The sequence below is a fragment of the Marinobacter algicola DG893 genome, from assembly GCF_000170835.1.
In the GTDB taxonomy this organism is placed as follows: Bacteria; Pseudomonadota; Gammaproteobacteria; order Pseudomonadales; family Oleiphilaceae; genus Marinobacter; species Marinobacter algicola.
In genome coordinates this window covers 1-15,742 of sequence record NZ_ABCP01000061.1, presented here as the reverse complement: position 1 = coordinate 15,742, position 15,742 = coordinate 1, and the positions used below count along the sequence as shown (strand labels likewise).

Genomic DNA, 15,742 nt, shown 5'->3' with positions numbered 1-15,742 from the left:
CCCCATACCCTTATGGAGTCCGAGTTGTCTCGACTGTGTTCGATGGTTTTGCCTGGGTTTGATTGTGAGTCTGTTTTACGTCTCACCGTTTCCTCTGGTCATGCACCCGAGGCTCAATTCCCAGCGCCCGCAACTGCTTGAAATGCGACCGCGCCTGACCAAGAACGGCCTCGTCGTTGTGGGCCACCAGAGCTAACCGCTTAAACCGGTCCGCATCCGCCGGCAGGGTGGCCGAGAGGATGATCACGGTGTCCCAATCTTCCGCCACTGGCTGGCAAAGCAGTATCCCAACGGGATCGGTACAGGTCGTGGCGGAGTCGGGCACGATGCTGTGGGGGATAAAGGCGTCGGGGCTGAAGTTCCAGAGCAGGTCGTCCAGTTCCTGAGCCTGTTGCATGGTGTCGCAAACGACGCCCACGCGGTCTCTCTGCTGGCGTGCTTTGTCCACCAGCTTGGCGGTATGGAGATTGCGGGCGGCAGGGGTGTTCTGGGCGAGGATGTGGAACCAGTAGGACTGGTTCCGTTCATCCTGTGAGCCCGGATTACTTTCCTGCATGAGACATCAGGTAGTCGACCAGCATGGGTACCGGGCGGCCGGTTGACCCTTTGGCTTTGCCGGAGAGCCAGGCAGTGCCGGCAATGTCCAGGTGGGCCCAGGGGTAGTCCTTGGTGAACCGGGACAGGAAGCAGGCAGCCGTGATGGTGCCGGCCGGGCGACCACCGATGTTTTGCATGTCGGCAAAGTTGCTGTCCAGCTGGCTTTGGTACTCGTCCCAAAGGGGCAAGCGCCAGGCGCGGTCACCTGCTCGTTCGCCGGCAGCAAGCAACTCGTTGGCCAAGTTGTCGTTGTTGCTAAGCAGGCCAGTAGCATGGCTACCCAGGGCAATGATGCAGGCCCCGGTGAGTGTGGCCATGTCGACGACCACTTCCGGGTCAAATTTCTTGACGTAGGTGAGGGCGTCGCACAGTACGAGACGGCCTTCGGCGTCGGTGTTGAGGATTTCGATGGTTTGGCCAGACATGGAGGTGACGATATCACCCGGGCGTGTCGCAGTGCCGCTGGGCATGTTCTCGGCGGCGGCGATCACGGCAACCACGTTGATCTTCGGTTTGGTCTCGGCGATGGTTTTCATGGCTCCGAACACGGCGGCTGCGCCACCCATGTCGTACTTCATTTCATCCATGCCCTCGCCGGGCTTGAGGCTGATGCCGCCGGTATCAAAGGTAATGCCCTTGCCCACAAGGACGTAAGGCTTGTCTTTCGCCTTGCCGCCACGGTATTCCATCACGATCAGTTTGGCGGGTTGGGCGCTGCCGGCAGACACGGACAGCAGGCTGTGCATGCCCAACTTCTTCATCTGTTTTTCGTCGAGTACGTCGGTCTTGATGACGTCATTGTCCTTGGCCAGCTGTTCAGCCTGTTCGGCTAGCCAGGTGGGGTGGCAGATGTTGGGGGGGGTGTTGCCCAAGTCGCGGGTGAAGTTCATGCCGCGGCCCGTAGCCAGACCCAGATTGAAGGCATCCTTCAGGGCCTTGCCTGCAGACGAGGCGGCAACAGTTACTTTCGTCAGTTTGCGTTCCGACGGTTTCTCGCTCTTGAATTCGCTGAATCGGTAGAACTGCTCTTCCAGGGTGCGGCCAATCAGGTTAAGGCGTGCCGTTTCCGAACTGGTGGCATCGTCACCGGTAACGAGGGTGTCGCCCAGGCCGACCAGTACGTGTTTGGACGGGCCATCCTTGATCTGGCTGGCCATGGCGATCAGCGATTTGCGGTAGTTGGCGGGGGAGCGGTCGTTGTCGGCGCCGGTGCCAACGATCAGCAGGCGAGCCCAAGGCTGGCCTTCGAGTGGAACGAGCAGGGTGGTTGCATTTTTACCGGTAGCATCCCCGTTCTTCTGCAGGGTCTTGATCAGTCCGCCCAGGGCCTCGTTCGCTTGTGCAGTGGAGTCAGGCCAGTCACCTTTTTCCGGCAGGGCGACAACCAGGCAATCCGCTTTGGTATCCGAAATGGGCTTACTGCTCAGAGTAAAATTCATAGCAACTCCCGTTGGTTATTCTGATGGAGGACAGGCCCGGCCTCGGGCTTGAATGTCCGAATGCCTATAGCATTGGGGTTTGGGGGTAAATTATCAAGCGCTGACAGGTTGTTAACGCCTGTGCTCTGTCATTCGGCACCAAGGTTACTTAGAATACGGCGAATCCCGATTTCCATCGACTCCGGTCGCATCCGGCTCTGAGAGACCGATTTGAGCATCGTTTTTCGATATCTTACCCGCCAGGTGATCATCAGCATGCTTGCCGTATCCGGCATTCTTCTGCTGGTGTTCATGAGCGGGCGGTTTATCAAGTATCTGGCTGACGCTGCTGCCGGGGAGCTGGCCGGCGACGTGTTGTTCCAGATTATGGCCTACCGTTTTCCAGGCTTCCTGGAGCTGATCCTGCCGCTTGGTTTTTTCATCGGCATCCTGCTGGCGTACGGGCGCATGTACCTGGAAAGTGAAATGACGGTGCTGTTTGCCTGCGGTGTGAGCGACAAGCAGCTGCTGATGAAAACACTTCTTGGCAGTATTCCGGTGATGTTAGTCGTGGGCGCCATGAGCCTCTATGTGTCTCCCTGGGGCATGAAGAAGGTCGAGGGGATATTCAACGAGCAACGCCAGGCGACGGAATTCGAGATGCTGGCGCCGGGCCGCTTCCAGTCTTTGTCCTCTGGCGAACGTGTGACTTACACGGAAGCGCTGAGTGAAGACAAGCGCCGGCTCGAGGGTGTGTTTATTGCCGAGCACAGTGAGGACGGCAAGGGCCTTACCATCATTACCGCCCGGGAAGGTTCCCAGTTTATTGATGAGGAAACCGGCAGTCGATTCCTGGTGCTCGAAGATGGTGCCCGTTTTGAGGGATTGCCGGGGCAATTGGCGTACGACGTTACCGGGTTCGAAGCCTACGGGCTTAAGATCCGCAGTGGCAGTGCGGGCGAGAAAGAGCTCGAGGAAGGGCTTGCGACCTCCGCCTTGATGGCGTCGGATGATCCGGAGCACCGCGCCATGCTGCACTGGCGATTCACCCTGCCGCTCATCGTGCCGATTGTCACCCTTCTGGCCGTGCGCCTGAGCCGGGTGAATCCCCGGCAGGGTCGGTTTTTCCACTTGTTGCCGGCCATGCTGGTCTATATCACTTACCTTGGCCTGCTCATCGTGGCCCGTGATGCCCTCGAAGGTGGCAAGGTGCCCGAGTGGATCGGGCTGTTATGGGTACACGGCCTGTTCCTGGTCCTGGGGTTGTGGCTGCAGTTCGGGCCTGCCTGGCTCTACCGCCGGCGTCTGCTGAGGGAGGCGCGGCAACATGCGTAAGATTGATCGCTATGTGATGAGCACAGTGGGTGGCGCCATGTTCCTGGTGATGCTTGTGGTGCTGTCCCTGGACCTTATCTTTGCTTTTATTGCCGAACTGGATGACGCGGAAAACGACTACCAGACGCTCCAGGCATTGCTCTATGTAGTCATGACATTGCCGCGCCGCATCTATGACTATCTCCCGCTTGGCGCCTTTATGGGATGTCTGGTTGGTCTCGGCACCATGGCGAGTTCGTCGGAGCTCACGGTTATCCGGGCTGCGGGCGTTTCTCTCAAGCGGATTGTCTGGTCCGCCATGAAGCCGACCCTGGTGGTGGTGGTCCTTGGTGTGTTGATTGGCGAGTACGTCGCGCCACCGGCTGAGCGGATGGCCCAGAGTCAGAAGACTGTGGCACAGGGCGCGGGTGAGAGCATTGCTTCTGCCTCGGGTATCTGGCATCGGGAAGGGGACGTGTTCATGCACCTGAATGCGGTTCAGCCCAACGGTGTCTTGCACGGGGTGTCGCTGTTCCGATTTGATGATGAGCGCTGGCTGGTGTCCGCCAGTTTCGCAGAAAGAGGGATCTATCAGGGCGATCACTGGCTGCTGGAAAATGTGGCCACCACCAGGCTGAGCGATGAAAAAACCACCCAGGAGACGCACCGGGCCCTGCGCTGGGAAACCGGTCTGTCACCCAGCGTTCTCAGTGTGTTGATTGTAAAACCGGAAGATCTTGCAATCTCCGGCCTTTATACCTACGCAAGCTATCTCGGGGAGCAGGGTCTGAATGCCGCGAACTACTGGCTGGCATTCTGGAAGAAGGTGCTGATGCCGCTGGGTACAGCGGTCATGGTATTGGTTGCCATTTCTTTCGTTTTCGGCCCGCTCCGGTCCGTTACCATGGGGTTTCGGGTTTTCACGGGCCTGATTGTGGGGCTGTTGTTCAAGTACATGCAGGATCTGCTGGGCCCCATGAGCCTGGTGTTTGGCTTCAATCCGGTGTTGGCAATCATTCTGCCAATCGCGATTAATGCGGTTGTTGGCGCGGTATTGATGAAGAGGGCCGGTTAGCTACTTCTTTTTGGTCTCTTTGGGGATCGTGGCAACGATACTGCCGGAAGCACGATCGGTCAGCGACAACCCGTTGATCGGGTAGAACAGTGCCAGGATCGCCGGGATAGTCACGAAGAGAGTCGCTGCGTTCAGGTAGTAGGCGCCCAGTAGCGCGACGAACAGAATGGCCGCCGCGGCCACATATCGCTTCAGGGCCTGTGTCCAGGACACGGAGGTGCCGTCCAGGTTCTCAATGCGAATACGCCACACCTGCATGCCGAGTGTCTGGCCGTTTTTGGTCCAGAAGTAACCAAAGAACAGGTACAGTGCCAGGAACAGCACAAATGTGAGCAGTGGGTCTGCTTTCAGAGTGCCCGCTTCGGCCATCGCTTCATATTGATCCCATCCGGTGACCCAGCCCTCCACAAGGGTATACATCCAGGTAGTTACCAGTAGCACCGCTATGCTGATCAACGAATCGTAAATCACCGCCATCAGTCGCTTGATGAATGCAGCGGGAGGAAGGAGTTCCTCAGCGGTATGAAAGCGGCGGGGCATGGCTTCTCCTGTGATGTTTCACGTTTTTCCTGTTCTCGGCGTGTGCTAGAGTAGCGGATTTGCAAGCGCATGTAAGTATGTGTCTTTAAACGTGGACCCGCACGGGTTTATAGAAGGGTATCAAAGGGCTATGAAAACCGCAGAGTTGCGACAGGCGTTTCTCGATTACTTCAAACAGCAGGGCCATACCATTGTGCCGAGCAGTTCACTGGTGCCGGCGGACGACCCAACCCTGTTGTTTACCAACGCGGGAATGAACCAGTTCAAGGATGTATTCCTGGGCCGGGAAAAACGCGATTACAGTCGGGCAACCACAACACAGAAGTGCGTACGGGCGGGCGGTAAACACAATGACCTCGAGAACGTAGGCTATACGGCGCGCCACCATACCTTTTTCGAAATGTTGGGTAACTTCAGCTTTGGCGACTACTTCAAGCGTGAAGCCATCAATTTTGCCTGGACCTTCCTGACCGGCGACGACTGGCTGAAGCTGCCAAAGGAAAAGCTGTGGGTCACCGTTTACGCGTCCGACGACGAAGCCTTTGATATCTGGAATCAGGAAGTTGGTGTTCCGGCGGATCGAATCGTGCGGATTGGCGACAACAAGGGCGCCCCATACGCATCTGACAACTTCTGGCAGATGGGCGATACCGGTCCCTGTGGCCCCTGTACCGAAATCTTTTACGACCACGGCCCGGATGTGGCTGGTGGTCCTCCCGGTAGCCCGGAAGAAGATGGTGACCGCTACATCGAAATCTGGAACGTGGTGTTCATGCAGTACAATCGCCAGGCAGACGGTGAGATGCTGCCCCTGCCGAAGCCTTCGGTGGATACCGGTATGGGCCTGGAGCGCATCACGGCGGTGCTGCAGGGCGTTCACAGCAACTATGAAATTGATCTGATGCAGGACCTGCTTAACGCAGCCTCCGACATCCTGGGCGGCGTTGAAACCACAGAAGCGTCGCTGCGCGTGGTGGCGGATCACATCCGCTCCTGCGCCTTCCTGATTTCCGACGGTGTGATGCCGTCCAACGAAGGGCGTGGTTTCGTGCTGCGCCGTATCATCCGCAGGGCTGCGCGCCATGGCAATAAACTGGGTGCTACGCAGCCTTTCTTCCACAAGCTCACTGGCGCATTGGTTGAGCTGATGGGAGACGCCTTCCCGCAACTGGTCAGCAGCCGCAAGCAGATTGAAAAAGTGCTGCTGCAGGAAGAAGAGCAGTTTGCCAAGACGCTGGATAAAGGCCTGCGCCTGCTGGAGCAGGACATCGCAGCGCTCGAGAGTTCCGAGATTCCAGGCGACACCATTTTCACCCTTTACGACACCTACGGCTTTCCGGTTGACCTGACCAACGATATTGCGCGTGAGCGCGGCCTGACCCTGGACTATGACGGCTACGAGAAAGCCATGGAGCGCCAACGCGAGCGCGCCCGCGCGGCCAGCAAGTTCGGGATGGATTACAACGCAGCCGGTTTGAACATCGAAGGTTCTACCGAGTTTACCGGTTACGAACACATCGACGGTCACGAAACCATTCGCACCGTGATCGTGGGTGGTGAAGAGAAAGCGGCCCAAGCCGGCGATGAAGCGATTCTGGTGCTGGAGCGCACGCCGTTCTACGCAGAGTCTGGCGGTCAGGTGGGCGATACCGGCCTGCTGACCTGGAGCGGTGGCCGATTTAAGGTGACCGACACCCAGAAAGAGGGCAGCAATCACCTGCATATCGGTACCGTGATTGAAGGCGAATTGTTCCCGGGTCTGGAAGTGGATGCCCGTATCGACCATGCCCGTCGTGAGCGGACCAAGAAAAACCACTCCGCAACCCACCTGATGCATGCCGCGCTCCGTAACGTGCTGGGCGAGCACGTTACACAGAAAGGCTCGCTGGTGGATCCCGACAAGCTGCGATTCGACTTCTCTCACTTTGAGGCGGTAACACCGGAACAGTTGCGGGAAATCGAGCGTCAGGTCAATGAGCAGATACTGGATAACACCCCGGTTGAGACCGAAATCACCGATATGGAGCAGGCCCAGGCCAAAGGTGCCATGGCGCTGTTCGGTGAAAAGTATGGCGATACCGTCCGAGTCCTGAGCATGGGCTCCGACGCATACTCCGTGGAACTTTGCGGTGGCACCCATGTGGCGCGTACCGGCGACATCGGGCTGTTCCGTATTACATCGGAGAGCGGTATTTCATCGGGCGTTCGCCGTATCGAAGCCGTCACTGGATTTGGCGCTCTGGAATGGGTTGAGGAAACCGAGCAAACCCTGCGGGAAGCTGCGAAGCTGGTCAAAGGTTCGCGTGAGTCCCTGGTCGAGAAAGTTCAGCAGGCGCTGGATCGCAATCGACAGCTGGAGAAAGACATTAATGCTCTCCAGGCGAAGCTGGCGAGCTCTGCTGGTACCGATCTGGCCAGTTCTGCCGTGGACGTGGCTGGCCTTAAAGTGGTGGCCTCTGAAATGGAGGGCGCGGATCGAAAAGCGCTTATGGAAACCGCCGACCAACTCAAGAATAAGCTGGGCGAGGGCGTTGTGGTGCTGGCCAGCGTTGAAGACGGCAAAGTGACACTGGTGGCCGGTGTGACCAAGTCGGCGACTGGCAGGGTCAAGGCTGGAGACCTGATGAAGCATCTGGCGGCTCAGGTTGATGGCAAGGGCGGTGGTCGTCCGGATATGGCCCAGGGCGGCGGTAATGACCCCTCCAAGTTGGCGGATGCTCTGGCAGGTGTCCCTGCTTGGGTTGAGAAAAATATTGCATAGATAACTGTATCGAAAATGGGCAGGTGTATATAATCTCGCCCATTTGGTCGTCTTCTGAGGTGGGGCGCTGCCCCGCTGTCTGTCCACGCATGGTATCGGGAAAGAAATGGCGCTCTTGGTTCAAAAATTCGGTGGCACTTCGGTGGGCACCACAGAACGGATTGAAGCGGTTGCAGAAAAGGTATGCCGCTTTCGCAAGGAAGGTCATGACGTGGTGGTTGTGGTATCTGCCATGAGTGGGGAAACCAACCGCCTTATTGGTCTGGCCAACAACATCATGGAAGAACCTACTCCCCGCGAAATGGACGTGCTGGTTTCCACCGGGGAGCAGGTGACCATTGCCCTGCTGTCGATGGCGCTGCAAAAGCGCGGCTGCGATGCGCGCTCCTATACTGGTGCCCAGGTTCGGATTCTGACCGATAGTAGCCATACCAAGGCACGCATCAAGCAGATTGACGAGCAGCGCATGAGGGAAGACCTCAACGCCGGTCGTGTGGTTGTGGTTGCTGGTTTCCAGGGCATTGACGAGAACGGCAGCATCACCACGCTTGGTCGTGGCGGGTCCGATACTACTGCTGTTGCTCTTGCGGCGGCATTGAAGGCTGACGAGTGTCAGATCTACACTGATGTAGACGGTGTCTATACCACTGACCCACGGGTAGTGGACAGCGCGCGCCGGCTGGAGCGAATTACTTTTGAAGAAATGATTGAGATGGCCAGCCTGGGCTCCAAGATTCTTCAGATTCGCTCGGTGGAGTTTGCGGGCAAATACAATGTTCCTTTAAGGGTGCTCTCCAGCTTTGAGGAAGGCGAAGGTACCCTGATTACACTTGAGGATGAAAACGCCATGGAACAACCGGTTGTCTCCGGCATAGCTTTTAACCGTGATGAAGCCAAACTGACGATCGCCGGTGTGCCGGATACGCCAGGCAGTGCTCTGCGCATACTTCAGCCGATCAGTGATGCCAACATTGAAGTCGATATGATCGTTCAGAACGTGGGTGCGGATAACCGCACGGATTTCACCTTCACCGTGCATCGCAACGACTTCAAGCGCGGCCAGGCCATTCTGCAGCGGGTGTCGGATGAACTGGGTGCCCGTGAAGTTAGCGGCGACAGCAAGATTGCGAAGGTCAGTATTGTGGGCGTGGGTATGCGGTCTCATGCCGGTGTTGCAACTAAAATGTTTGCAGCGCTGTCTAATGAAGGGATCAATATCCTGATGATTTCCACGTCTGAGATTAAAATCTCCGTGGTGATTGACGAAAAATATCTTGAGCTGGCCGTTCGGGCACTGCATAGTGCGTTCGAACTGGACAAGCCCGGGGTAGAGGAAGCCTGAAAGTACGCGGACATAAAAAGCCGGTCCGCATTGGTTTTCCGAAAAAGGGCATCATTTGCAGGCTTTTGCTTTCATAAGTACGTATAAGTGATTGTGCGGCTTTTGATTGGCAAGTGATCCCACTATAAAAGTAAGCAGTATACATTTGTCGGAACAGGTAGCTCTGGATAAGGGAGTAAAGGACATGTTGATATTGACCCGCCGTGTTGGCGAAACCCTGATGGTCGGTGATGAGATCACCGTAACCGTCCTTGGGGTGAAGGGGAACCAGGTTCGCATTGGTGTAAACGCCCCCAAAGAAGTGGCGGTTCACCGCGAAGAAATCTATCAGCGGATTCAGAGCGAGAAAGGTTCTGAAGAGCCGGAGCCCGGCAACAGCTGAGAGTGACAAAAAAGCCGTTCGAGGGAAACCCGAACGGCTTTTTTGTGTCTCACGAACGGCTTTTCTGGGCCTTTGGGAGCGCGGTTTGAAAAAACTCGTGTCAACCCTATGAAAACAGAAATATTATGGTAGTATACGCCCCGTTCTCAAGGAGAGGTGGGTGAGTGGCTGAAACCAGCTCCCTGCTAAGGAGCCATACGCATTGCGCGTATCGAGGGTTCGAATCCCTCCCTCTCCGCCATTTCTTTTCGGAGAAGAAAGAGAACATTGCTGAATCTGGAAGTATGAATGCGCGGCTGTAGCTCAGCTGGATAGAGTACCTGGCTACGAACCAGGCGGTCGGAGGTTCGAATCCTCCCAGCCGCGCCACTTATACAAAGTTTCCCATTCTCAGCAGGCACTGTTTTTAGCGGCTGTAGCTCAGCTGGATAGAGTACCTGGCTACGAACCAGGCGGTCGGAGGTTCGAATCCTCCCAGCCGCGCCATATCAAACAAAGAACCCCGCCCTCGAGCGGGGTTTTTTGTTGCGTTACCACATCAAATCATCTGGAATTTCGTAACCCGCATAAGGGTCATCATCCCCCTGATCATCACTCTTGCGATCATGTAGTACTACAACGGCGCTTTCGTCCCGCTCCATGATCTTTCGTGCCACCCCTTCGGCAACAATCTCGTAGGCATCGTTCACGAACACGATGGCCAGTCGTCCCCGGGAGAGTTGATCAACCATGGTGTCGTCCACGTACATTTTCTTTATTTTCTTATCGTGGACAAACTGATAGGAGGTCTCACCCCGCGAGCGATCGAGACGGTTGGTCTCTACCAGCTGCCGGATCTGGGCCTGGATGGCCTTTTTTTCAGCCTGCTTCTGACGCTCAAGGTTCAACTGCCGATCCCGTTCTGCCTTCTCTTCCCGTGCCTGGCGGGCACGAACTTCTGCTTCATTGACTTCAACGGCTCCCTTGGGCTGTTGTTTTCGCTTTTTATGCTTCTCGTTGCGAATGGCTTTGGCCTTTTTCTCGTCGGCCAGGCCAGCTTTCAACAACTGATCCTGTAGTGATGGCATGAACGGCTCCGTGAGTGTCTGCTATTTCTGGTAAACTTGTCCCCAAGTATACGCCTGCAGCGCTGCTGGTCGAACCCATCCTTGATTTATCCATTTGCCCCCGGGAATTTCCTTTATGCCGTCATTCAGTCAGTTGGGCCTTTCTGAGCCAATGCTCGCGAACCTGTCGAGGCTTGGTTTTGAGAATCCGACACCTATTCAGTCCGGCGCCTTACCTCATGCTTTGGCAGGTAAGGACCTGATCGCCATGGCGCAGACCGGAAGCGGCAAGACCGCGGCATTTGGCATTGGCCTGGTGGAAAGGCTGAATCCGCGCCGCTTTTCAGTACAGGGGCTGGTGCTTTGTCCCACACGTGAACTGGCGGACCAGGTGGCGAAGTCGCTGCGTGAGCTGGCAAGGGCCCGGGACAACGTAAAGATTCTGTCGCTGTGCGGTGGCGTGGCTATTGGCCCCCAGATCGGCTCCCTCAGCCATGGCGCTCATATTGTGGTCGGTACTCCGGGGCGCATTCAGGATCATTTGCGAAAAGGCACTCTGAAGCTGGATCAGCTCATTACCCTCATCCTGGATGAGGCGGACCGGATGCTGGATATGGGTTTCCAGGACGCAGTGGAAGACATCATCAGCCAGGCGCCGGCAAAAAGGCAGACCCTGATGTTCTCGGCGACCTGGCCCGACAATATCCGCAAGTTGAGCGAGCAATATCAGCATGCACCGGCCGACGTCCGGATTGAGAGCCAGGCTGTTGAATCCGATATTACTGAGCGATTCTACGAGATCGCGCCCGGGCAGCAGGTCCAGGCCGTCGCGGCGTTATTATCGTTACACCAGCCAGCGTCCTGCATTGCCTTCTGTACCACGAAACAACAATGTGATGACGTAGCCAATGAGTTGAACGGCCTCGGTTTTGCGGCACTGCCACTGCACGGTGATCTGGAGCAGAGGGATCGTGACAGTGTTCTGGTTCGTTTTGGCAATCAGAGCTGTTCCGTGCTCGTGGCGACCGATGTGGCGGCCCGCGGGCTGGATATCAAGTCTTTGCCGTTGGTGGTCAATGTGGAGCCCGCCAGAGACCCTGAAGTACATACTCATCGAATCGTCGACCGGCCGGGCCGGGGAGCAAGGGCTGGCGGTCACTTCTGCACCCCGTCTCAGGCTCACAAGATTAACGGGCTGGAATCCGGTCGTAAGCAGGCCGTGACCTGGGGGGAAACAGACAAGCTGCTGACAACAGCGCTGCAGCCGCTGAACCAGCGATGAGAACCCTGTGTATAGCGGGTGGGCGCAAAGACAAAGTCAGGCCAGGAGACGTGCTTGGTGCGCTAACCGGTGAGGCCGGGCTGCCCGGTGCGGTCGTGGGCAAGATCGATCTTTTCGACTTCCAGTGTTTTGTGGCGGTGGAGAAGGCATCAGCCGCCACGGCTCTGAAAAGGTTGGAGCAGGGACGTATAAAAGGCCGGAAAATGCGTGTGCGTTACGCATGAATGAGAATGATTTTTGCCCACTCCAGGCCCGTCAGTACGGGCCAGAGAGCTCGGAAACCACTTATTGAAACCGTCAATTAGGTTGCTCAGTGAGTCGGAAAACGGTAAATTACGCGGGATTTTGCCCCCCGAACTGTCCGAATGGCTGGTAAAAACCACGCTCCTGGCGAGGTCTGGCCAAGGGCTCGGGAAAATCAACAACTCAATACAGGTAGCTATTTGTTATGAGTGAGCTAATGTCACAAGCCATCGATCTGATGGTCGCAGGCATGGGGTTTGTCTTCGTATTCCTGATCATATTGGTGTTTGCAACCCTGCTCATGTCAAAACTGGTCCACCGGTTTGGCCCGCCCGAACCCGTTGCACCGGCCCGTACTCCACAACGTGCAAGGCCTTCGGCGCCATCGTCGGTTGATCCTGACACCGCTGAAGCGATTAAAAAAGCGATTGCACAATACCGGTCACGCCACAAGAAGTGACCTGGCAGATAGATTAGAACCTTTAAACAGAAGGCTGACACGATGACTGACACAAAGAAACCGCTGGGGATTACGGATGTTATCCTGCGTGACGCCCACCAGTCCCTGCTTGCCACCCGCATGCGGCTTGACGACATGCTGCCCATTGCCGAGAAACTCGACAAGGTTGGTTTCTGGTCTTTGGAATCCTGGGGCGGAGCTACCTTCGACTCCTGCATCCGTTACCTGGGCGAAGATCCCTGGGAGCGCATCCGCGAACTGAAAAAGGCCATGCCTAACACCCAACAGCAAATGCTGCTGCGTGGCCAGAACCTGCTGGGTTACCGTCATTACGCCGACGATGTGGTCGATCGTTTCTGTGAGCGTGCCGCCGAGAACGGTGTAGACGTGTTCCGGATTTTCGACGCCATGAACGACCCGCGTAACCTGGATCGTGCCATCAAGGCCGTTCGTAAGACTGGCAAGCATGCCCAGGGCACCATCGCCTACACCACCAGCCCCGTGCACACCATCGAAATGTGGGTTGAAATGGCGAAAGAAGTGGCCGACATGGGCGCGGACTCCATCGCCATCAAGGACATGGCCGGTATCCTCAAGCCTTACGTGGCTTTTGATCTGGTCAGCCGTCTGAAGAAAGAGCTGGATATCCCTATCCACATGCAGTGCCACGCCACCACCGGTATGTCTACCGCTACAGCCATCAAAGCTGCGGAAGCCGGTATCGACAACGTGGACACCGCCATTTCCTCCATGAGCATGACCTACGGCCACTCGCCCACTGAGGCGATTGTCGCCATTCTGGAAGGTACAGACCGCGATACCGGCCTGGACCTGAACCTGCTTGAGGAAATTGCCAGCTACTTCCGCCAGGTGCGTAAGAAGTACGCGAAGTTTGAAGGCAGCCTGCGTGGCACCGATTCCCGAATCCTGATTGCTCAGGTACCGGGCGGTATGCTGACCAACATGGAAAACCAGCTGCGAGAGCAGAACGCGAGCGACAAATTCGACGAAGTTCTGGACGAAATTCCCAAGGTTCGCGAAGACCTGGGCTTCATCCCGCTGGTCACTCCAACTTCCCAGATCGTGGGCACCCAAGCGGTACTCAACGTTCTGACCGGAGAGCGCTACAAGTCCATCTCCAAGGAAACCTCTGCAATCCTCAAGGGCGAGTACGGTGCTGCACCGGCGCCGATGAACAAGGAATTGCAGGAGCGTGTTCTGGATGGCAAGGAAGTGATGACCTGTCGTCCGGCGGATGTGCTTGAGCCGGAAATGGACAAGCTGACTGACGAGCTGAAGAAGCTGGCGGACGAGAAGGGCATCAAGCTGGCCGACAACGTTGAGGACGACGTACTGACCTACGCGCTGTTCCCACAGATTGGCCTTAAGTTCCTTGAAAACCGTGACAACCCGGATGCCTTTGAGCCGGTTCCGAGCGCTGAAGACGCAGCGCCTGCCAAGAAAGCTGAAGGCCCGGAAACCTACACTGTCGATGTTAATGGCAAGAAGTATGTTGTTGCGGTATCCGAAGGCGGCGAAATCAGCCAGATTCAGGGTGAGGGCGGTGCTGCATCCGCACCTGCTGCTTCCTCTTCCGCGCCTGCACCGGCTGCGGGTGAAGGTGAGCCATTGGTCGCGCCTCTGGGCGGCAATATCTTCAAGGTTCTGGTATCTCCCGGCGACGCCGTGGAAGAGGGCGATGTGCTGATCATTCTCGAAGCCATGAAAATGGAAACCGAGGTTCGGGCACCGAAAGCCGGTACCATCGGCGAAGTCTTCATCAAGGTCGGTGATGCCGTCTCCCCTGATGATGAAATGCTGACAATCGCATAAGGGCCAGCATTCCATGGATAAATTACTGACACTCTGGACAGGTAGTGGCCTGTTCAATATGGAACTTGGCCAGGTGATCATGATCGCCATCGGCCTTCTTCTTCTGTTCCTTGCGATTCGCAAGGGGTTTGAGCCACTGCTGCTGGTACCCATCGGGTTCGGCGGTATTCTGGCGAATATTCCGGAGGCAGGGCTGGCCCTGACTGCGGCGGAGAACGCGATTCATTTCGCCCTGAAGAGTGATGCTACGCAGGTGCTGGCCGCATTGGCTGCGCCGCTGGATGTTGCTTATCAGGCCGGTCAGGCTATCACCCCTGAGCTGAAAGAAGCCTTCAAGGTTGCGGTCAAAGAGGCCAGCTACTCCGACATGGCGATGGCAAATGCCATTGCCCAGGACTTCGGCTACGGCAATGGCATGCTGTATAACTTCTACTCGGTGGTTATCGGCAGCACCATTGGTCCGCTGGTGATCTTCATGGGTGTTGGCGCAATGACGGACTTCGGCCCGCTATTGGCTAACCCCAAGACCATGCTGCTTGGCGCGGCAGCCCAGTTCGGTATCTTCGGAACCGTTTTGGGTGCCGCATTGCTCGATTGGCTGGGTATCCTGGACTTCACTATCCTCGAAGCCGCCGCCGTCGGTATCATCGGTGGTGCGGATGGTCCTACCTCCATCTATGTGTCCAGTGTTCTGGCACCGCATCTGCTTGGTGCGATCGCGGTTTCGGCCTACGCTTATATGGCGATGGTGCCGATGATCCAGCCGCCCATCATGAAGGCGCTGACCAGCCAGAAAGAGCGGGCCATCAAGATGTCCCAGCTCCGCCCGGTGAGCAAGAAAGAGAAGATCGTGTTCCCTCTGGTGGTGCTGATTGCCGTGGTTCTGTTCCTGCCGGATGCTGCGCCGCTTCTGGGTATGTTCTGCTTTGGTAACCTGATGCGCGAGTGTGGCGTGGTCGAGCGCCTGAGCGATACCGCCCAGAACGCACTGATCAATATCACAACGATTTTCCTGGGCCTGTCCGTTGGCTCCAAGCTGATGGCTGATAAGTTCCTGGATGCGCAGACGCTGGGTATCCTGGGTCTGGGTATTGTGGCATTCGGTGTTGGTACTGCTTGTGGTGTTCTGATGGCGAAGCTGATGAACCGCTTCTCCAAAGAACAGATTAACCCGCTGATTGGTTCCGCTGGTGTATCCGCGGTGCCGATGGCTGCAAGGGTATCCAACAAGGTCGGCCTTGAGGCCAACCCGCAGAACTTCCTGCTGATGCACGCTATGGGGCCGAACGTGGCCGGCGTTATCGGCTCTGCGGTGGCTGCGGGTGTGATGATCAAGCTGCTTAGCTGATTGTTTCTCTTCAGCACCTACAAGGAGGCCCCGCTTTTGCGGGGCTTTCTTGTTTTGGCAGGCTTGATAGTTTTGGAGTTTGAACGGGTGTGGAACCTCCT

The 15,742-nt window shown here is 56.7% G+C and carries 14 protein-coding genes and 3 tRNA genes; 13 read left to right on the top strand and 4 right to left on the bottom strand.

Annotated elements, in window-relative coordinates; all coding sequences use genetic code 11:
• Window positions 1-82: 82 nt before the first annotated feature.
• Both MDG893_RS19400 and MDG893_RS19395 read right to left on the bottom strand, forming a co-directional pair.
• A complete protein-coding gene (locus MDG893_RS19400) occupies window positions 83-556 on the bottom strand; it encodes a DNA polymerase III subunit chi (RefSeq protein WP_007155542.1) in 474 nt (157 codons plus the stop codon).
• Window positions 543-2,036: a leucyl aminopeptidase gene (locus MDG893_RS19395; protein WP_007155541.1), complete on the bottom strand. Its 1,494-nt coding sequence runs from the start codon at window positions 2,034-2,036 to the stop codon at window positions 543-545. Before MDG893_RS19395 ends, MDG893_RS19400 begins: the two co-directional genes overlap by 14 nt.
• A 210-nt stretch (window positions 2,037-2,246) precedes the next feature.
• Between MDG893_RS19395 and lptF the strand changes: the two genes are divergently transcribed.
• Together lptF and lptG are read left to right on the top strand one after the other, a co-directional pair.
• Window positions 2,247-3,350: an LPS export ABC transporter permease LptF gene (gene lptF / locus MDG893_RS19390; RefSeq protein ID WP_040474815.1), complete on the top strand. Its 1,104-nt coding sequence runs from the start codon at window positions 2,247-2,249 to the stop codon at window positions 3,348-3,350.
• Window positions 3,343-4,404: an LPS export ABC transporter permease LptG gene (lptG, locus tag MDG893_RS19385; protein WP_007155539.1), complete on the top strand. Its 1,062-nt coding sequence runs from the start codon at window positions 3,343-3,345 to the stop codon at window positions 4,402-4,404. Before lptF ends, lptG begins: the two co-directional genes overlap by 8 nt.
• Here lptG and MDG893_RS19380 read toward each other — a convergent pair whose 3' ends face one another.
• The gene (locus MDG893_RS19380) at window positions 4,405-4,944 is read right to left on the bottom strand and encodes an RDD family protein (protein ID WP_007155538.1); all 540 of its coding nucleotides are present in this window, start codon (window positions 4,942-4,944) and stop codon (window positions 4,405-4,407) included.
• Between the two features lie 130 nt (window positions 4,945-5,074).
• Here MDG893_RS19380 and alaS point away from each other — a divergent pair, with 130 nt between their 5' ends.
• From alaS to MDG893_RS19350, 6 genes are all read left to right on the top strand, one after another.
• A complete protein-coding gene (gene alaS / locus MDG893_RS19375) occupies window positions 5,075-7,705 on the top strand; it encodes an alanine--tRNA ligase (protein ID WP_007155537.1) in 2,631 nt (876 codons plus the stop codon).
• 106 nt (window positions 7,706-7,811) lie between these two features.
• Window positions 7,812-9,047, top strand: coding sequence for an aspartate kinase (locus tag MDG893_RS19370; protein WP_007155536.1), 1,236 nt, complete (start codon window positions 7,812-7,814; stop codon window positions 9,045-9,047).
• A 184-nt stretch (window positions 9,048-9,231) separates the two neighbouring features.
• Window positions 9,232-9,429 (top strand): carbon storage regulator CsrA, encoded by a 198-nt coding sequence (csrA, locus tag MDG893_RS19365; RefSeq protein ID WP_007155535.1) that lies wholly within the window; start codon window positions 9,232-9,234, stop codon window positions 9,427-9,429.
• 150 nt (window positions 9,430-9,579) lie between these two features.
• Window positions 9,580-9,670: transfer RNA gene (locus MDG893_RS19360), tRNA-Ser, on the top strand.
• A 51-nt stretch (window positions 9,671-9,721) separates the two neighbouring features.
• Window positions 9,722-9,798, top strand: a tRNA-Arg gene (locus MDG893_RS19355).
• A 40-nt stretch (window positions 9,799-9,838) separates the two neighbouring features.
• Window positions 9,839-9,915, top strand: a tRNA-Arg gene (locus MDG893_RS19350).
• Between the two features lie 44 nt (window positions 9,916-9,959).
• Here MDG893_RS19350 and MDG893_RS19345 read toward each other — a convergent pair.
• On the bottom strand, window positions 9,960-10,496 hold the full coding sequence (locus MDG893_RS19345) for a DUF2058 domain-containing protein (protein WP_007155534.1): 537 nt from the start codon (window positions 10,494-10,496) through the stop codon (window positions 9,960-9,962).
• Between the two features lie 115 nt (window positions 10,497-10,611).
• Here MDG893_RS19345 and dbpA point away from each other — a divergent pair, with 115 nt between their 5' ends.
• From dbpA to MDG893_RS19320, 5 genes are all read left to right on the top strand, one after another.
• Window positions 10,612-11,757 (top strand): ATP-dependent RNA helicase DbpA, encoded by a 1,146-nt coding sequence (gene dbpA, locus MDG893_RS19340; RefSeq protein ID WP_007155533.1) that lies wholly within the window; start codon window positions 10,612-10,614, stop codon window positions 11,755-11,757.
• Window positions 11,754-11,981, top strand: a complete 228-nt coding sequence (locus MDG893_RS21455; protein WP_007155532.1) for a DbpA RNA binding domain-containing protein — start codon at window positions 11,754-11,756, stop codon at window positions 11,979-11,981. The genes dbpA and MDG893_RS21455 overlap by 4 nt, the downstream gene beginning before the upstream one ends.
• Before the next feature lie 224 nt (window positions 11,982-12,205).
• On the top strand, window positions 12,206-12,460 hold the full coding sequence (locus MDG893_RS19330; RefSeq protein ID WP_040474814.1) for an OadG family protein: 255 nt from the start codon (window positions 12,206-12,208) through the stop codon (window positions 12,458-12,460).
• 42 nt (window positions 12,461-12,502) lie between these two features.
• Window positions 12,503-14,293 carry a sodium-extruding oxaloacetate decarboxylase subunit alpha gene (gene oadA, locus MDG893_RS19325; protein ID WP_007155530.1) on the top strand — a complete coding sequence of 597 codons (1,791 nt, stop codon included), beginning with the start codon at window positions 12,503-12,505 and terminating at the stop codon, window positions 14,291-14,293.
• A gap of 13 nt (window positions 14,294-14,306) precedes the next feature.
• Window positions 14,307-15,641 carry a sodium ion-translocating decarboxylase subunit beta gene (locus MDG893_RS19320; RefSeq protein WP_007155529.1) on the top strand — a complete coding sequence of 445 codons (1,335 nt, stop codon included), beginning with the start codon at window positions 14,307-14,309 and terminating at the stop codon, window positions 15,639-15,641.
• Window positions 15,642-15,742 lie beyond the last annotated feature (101 nt).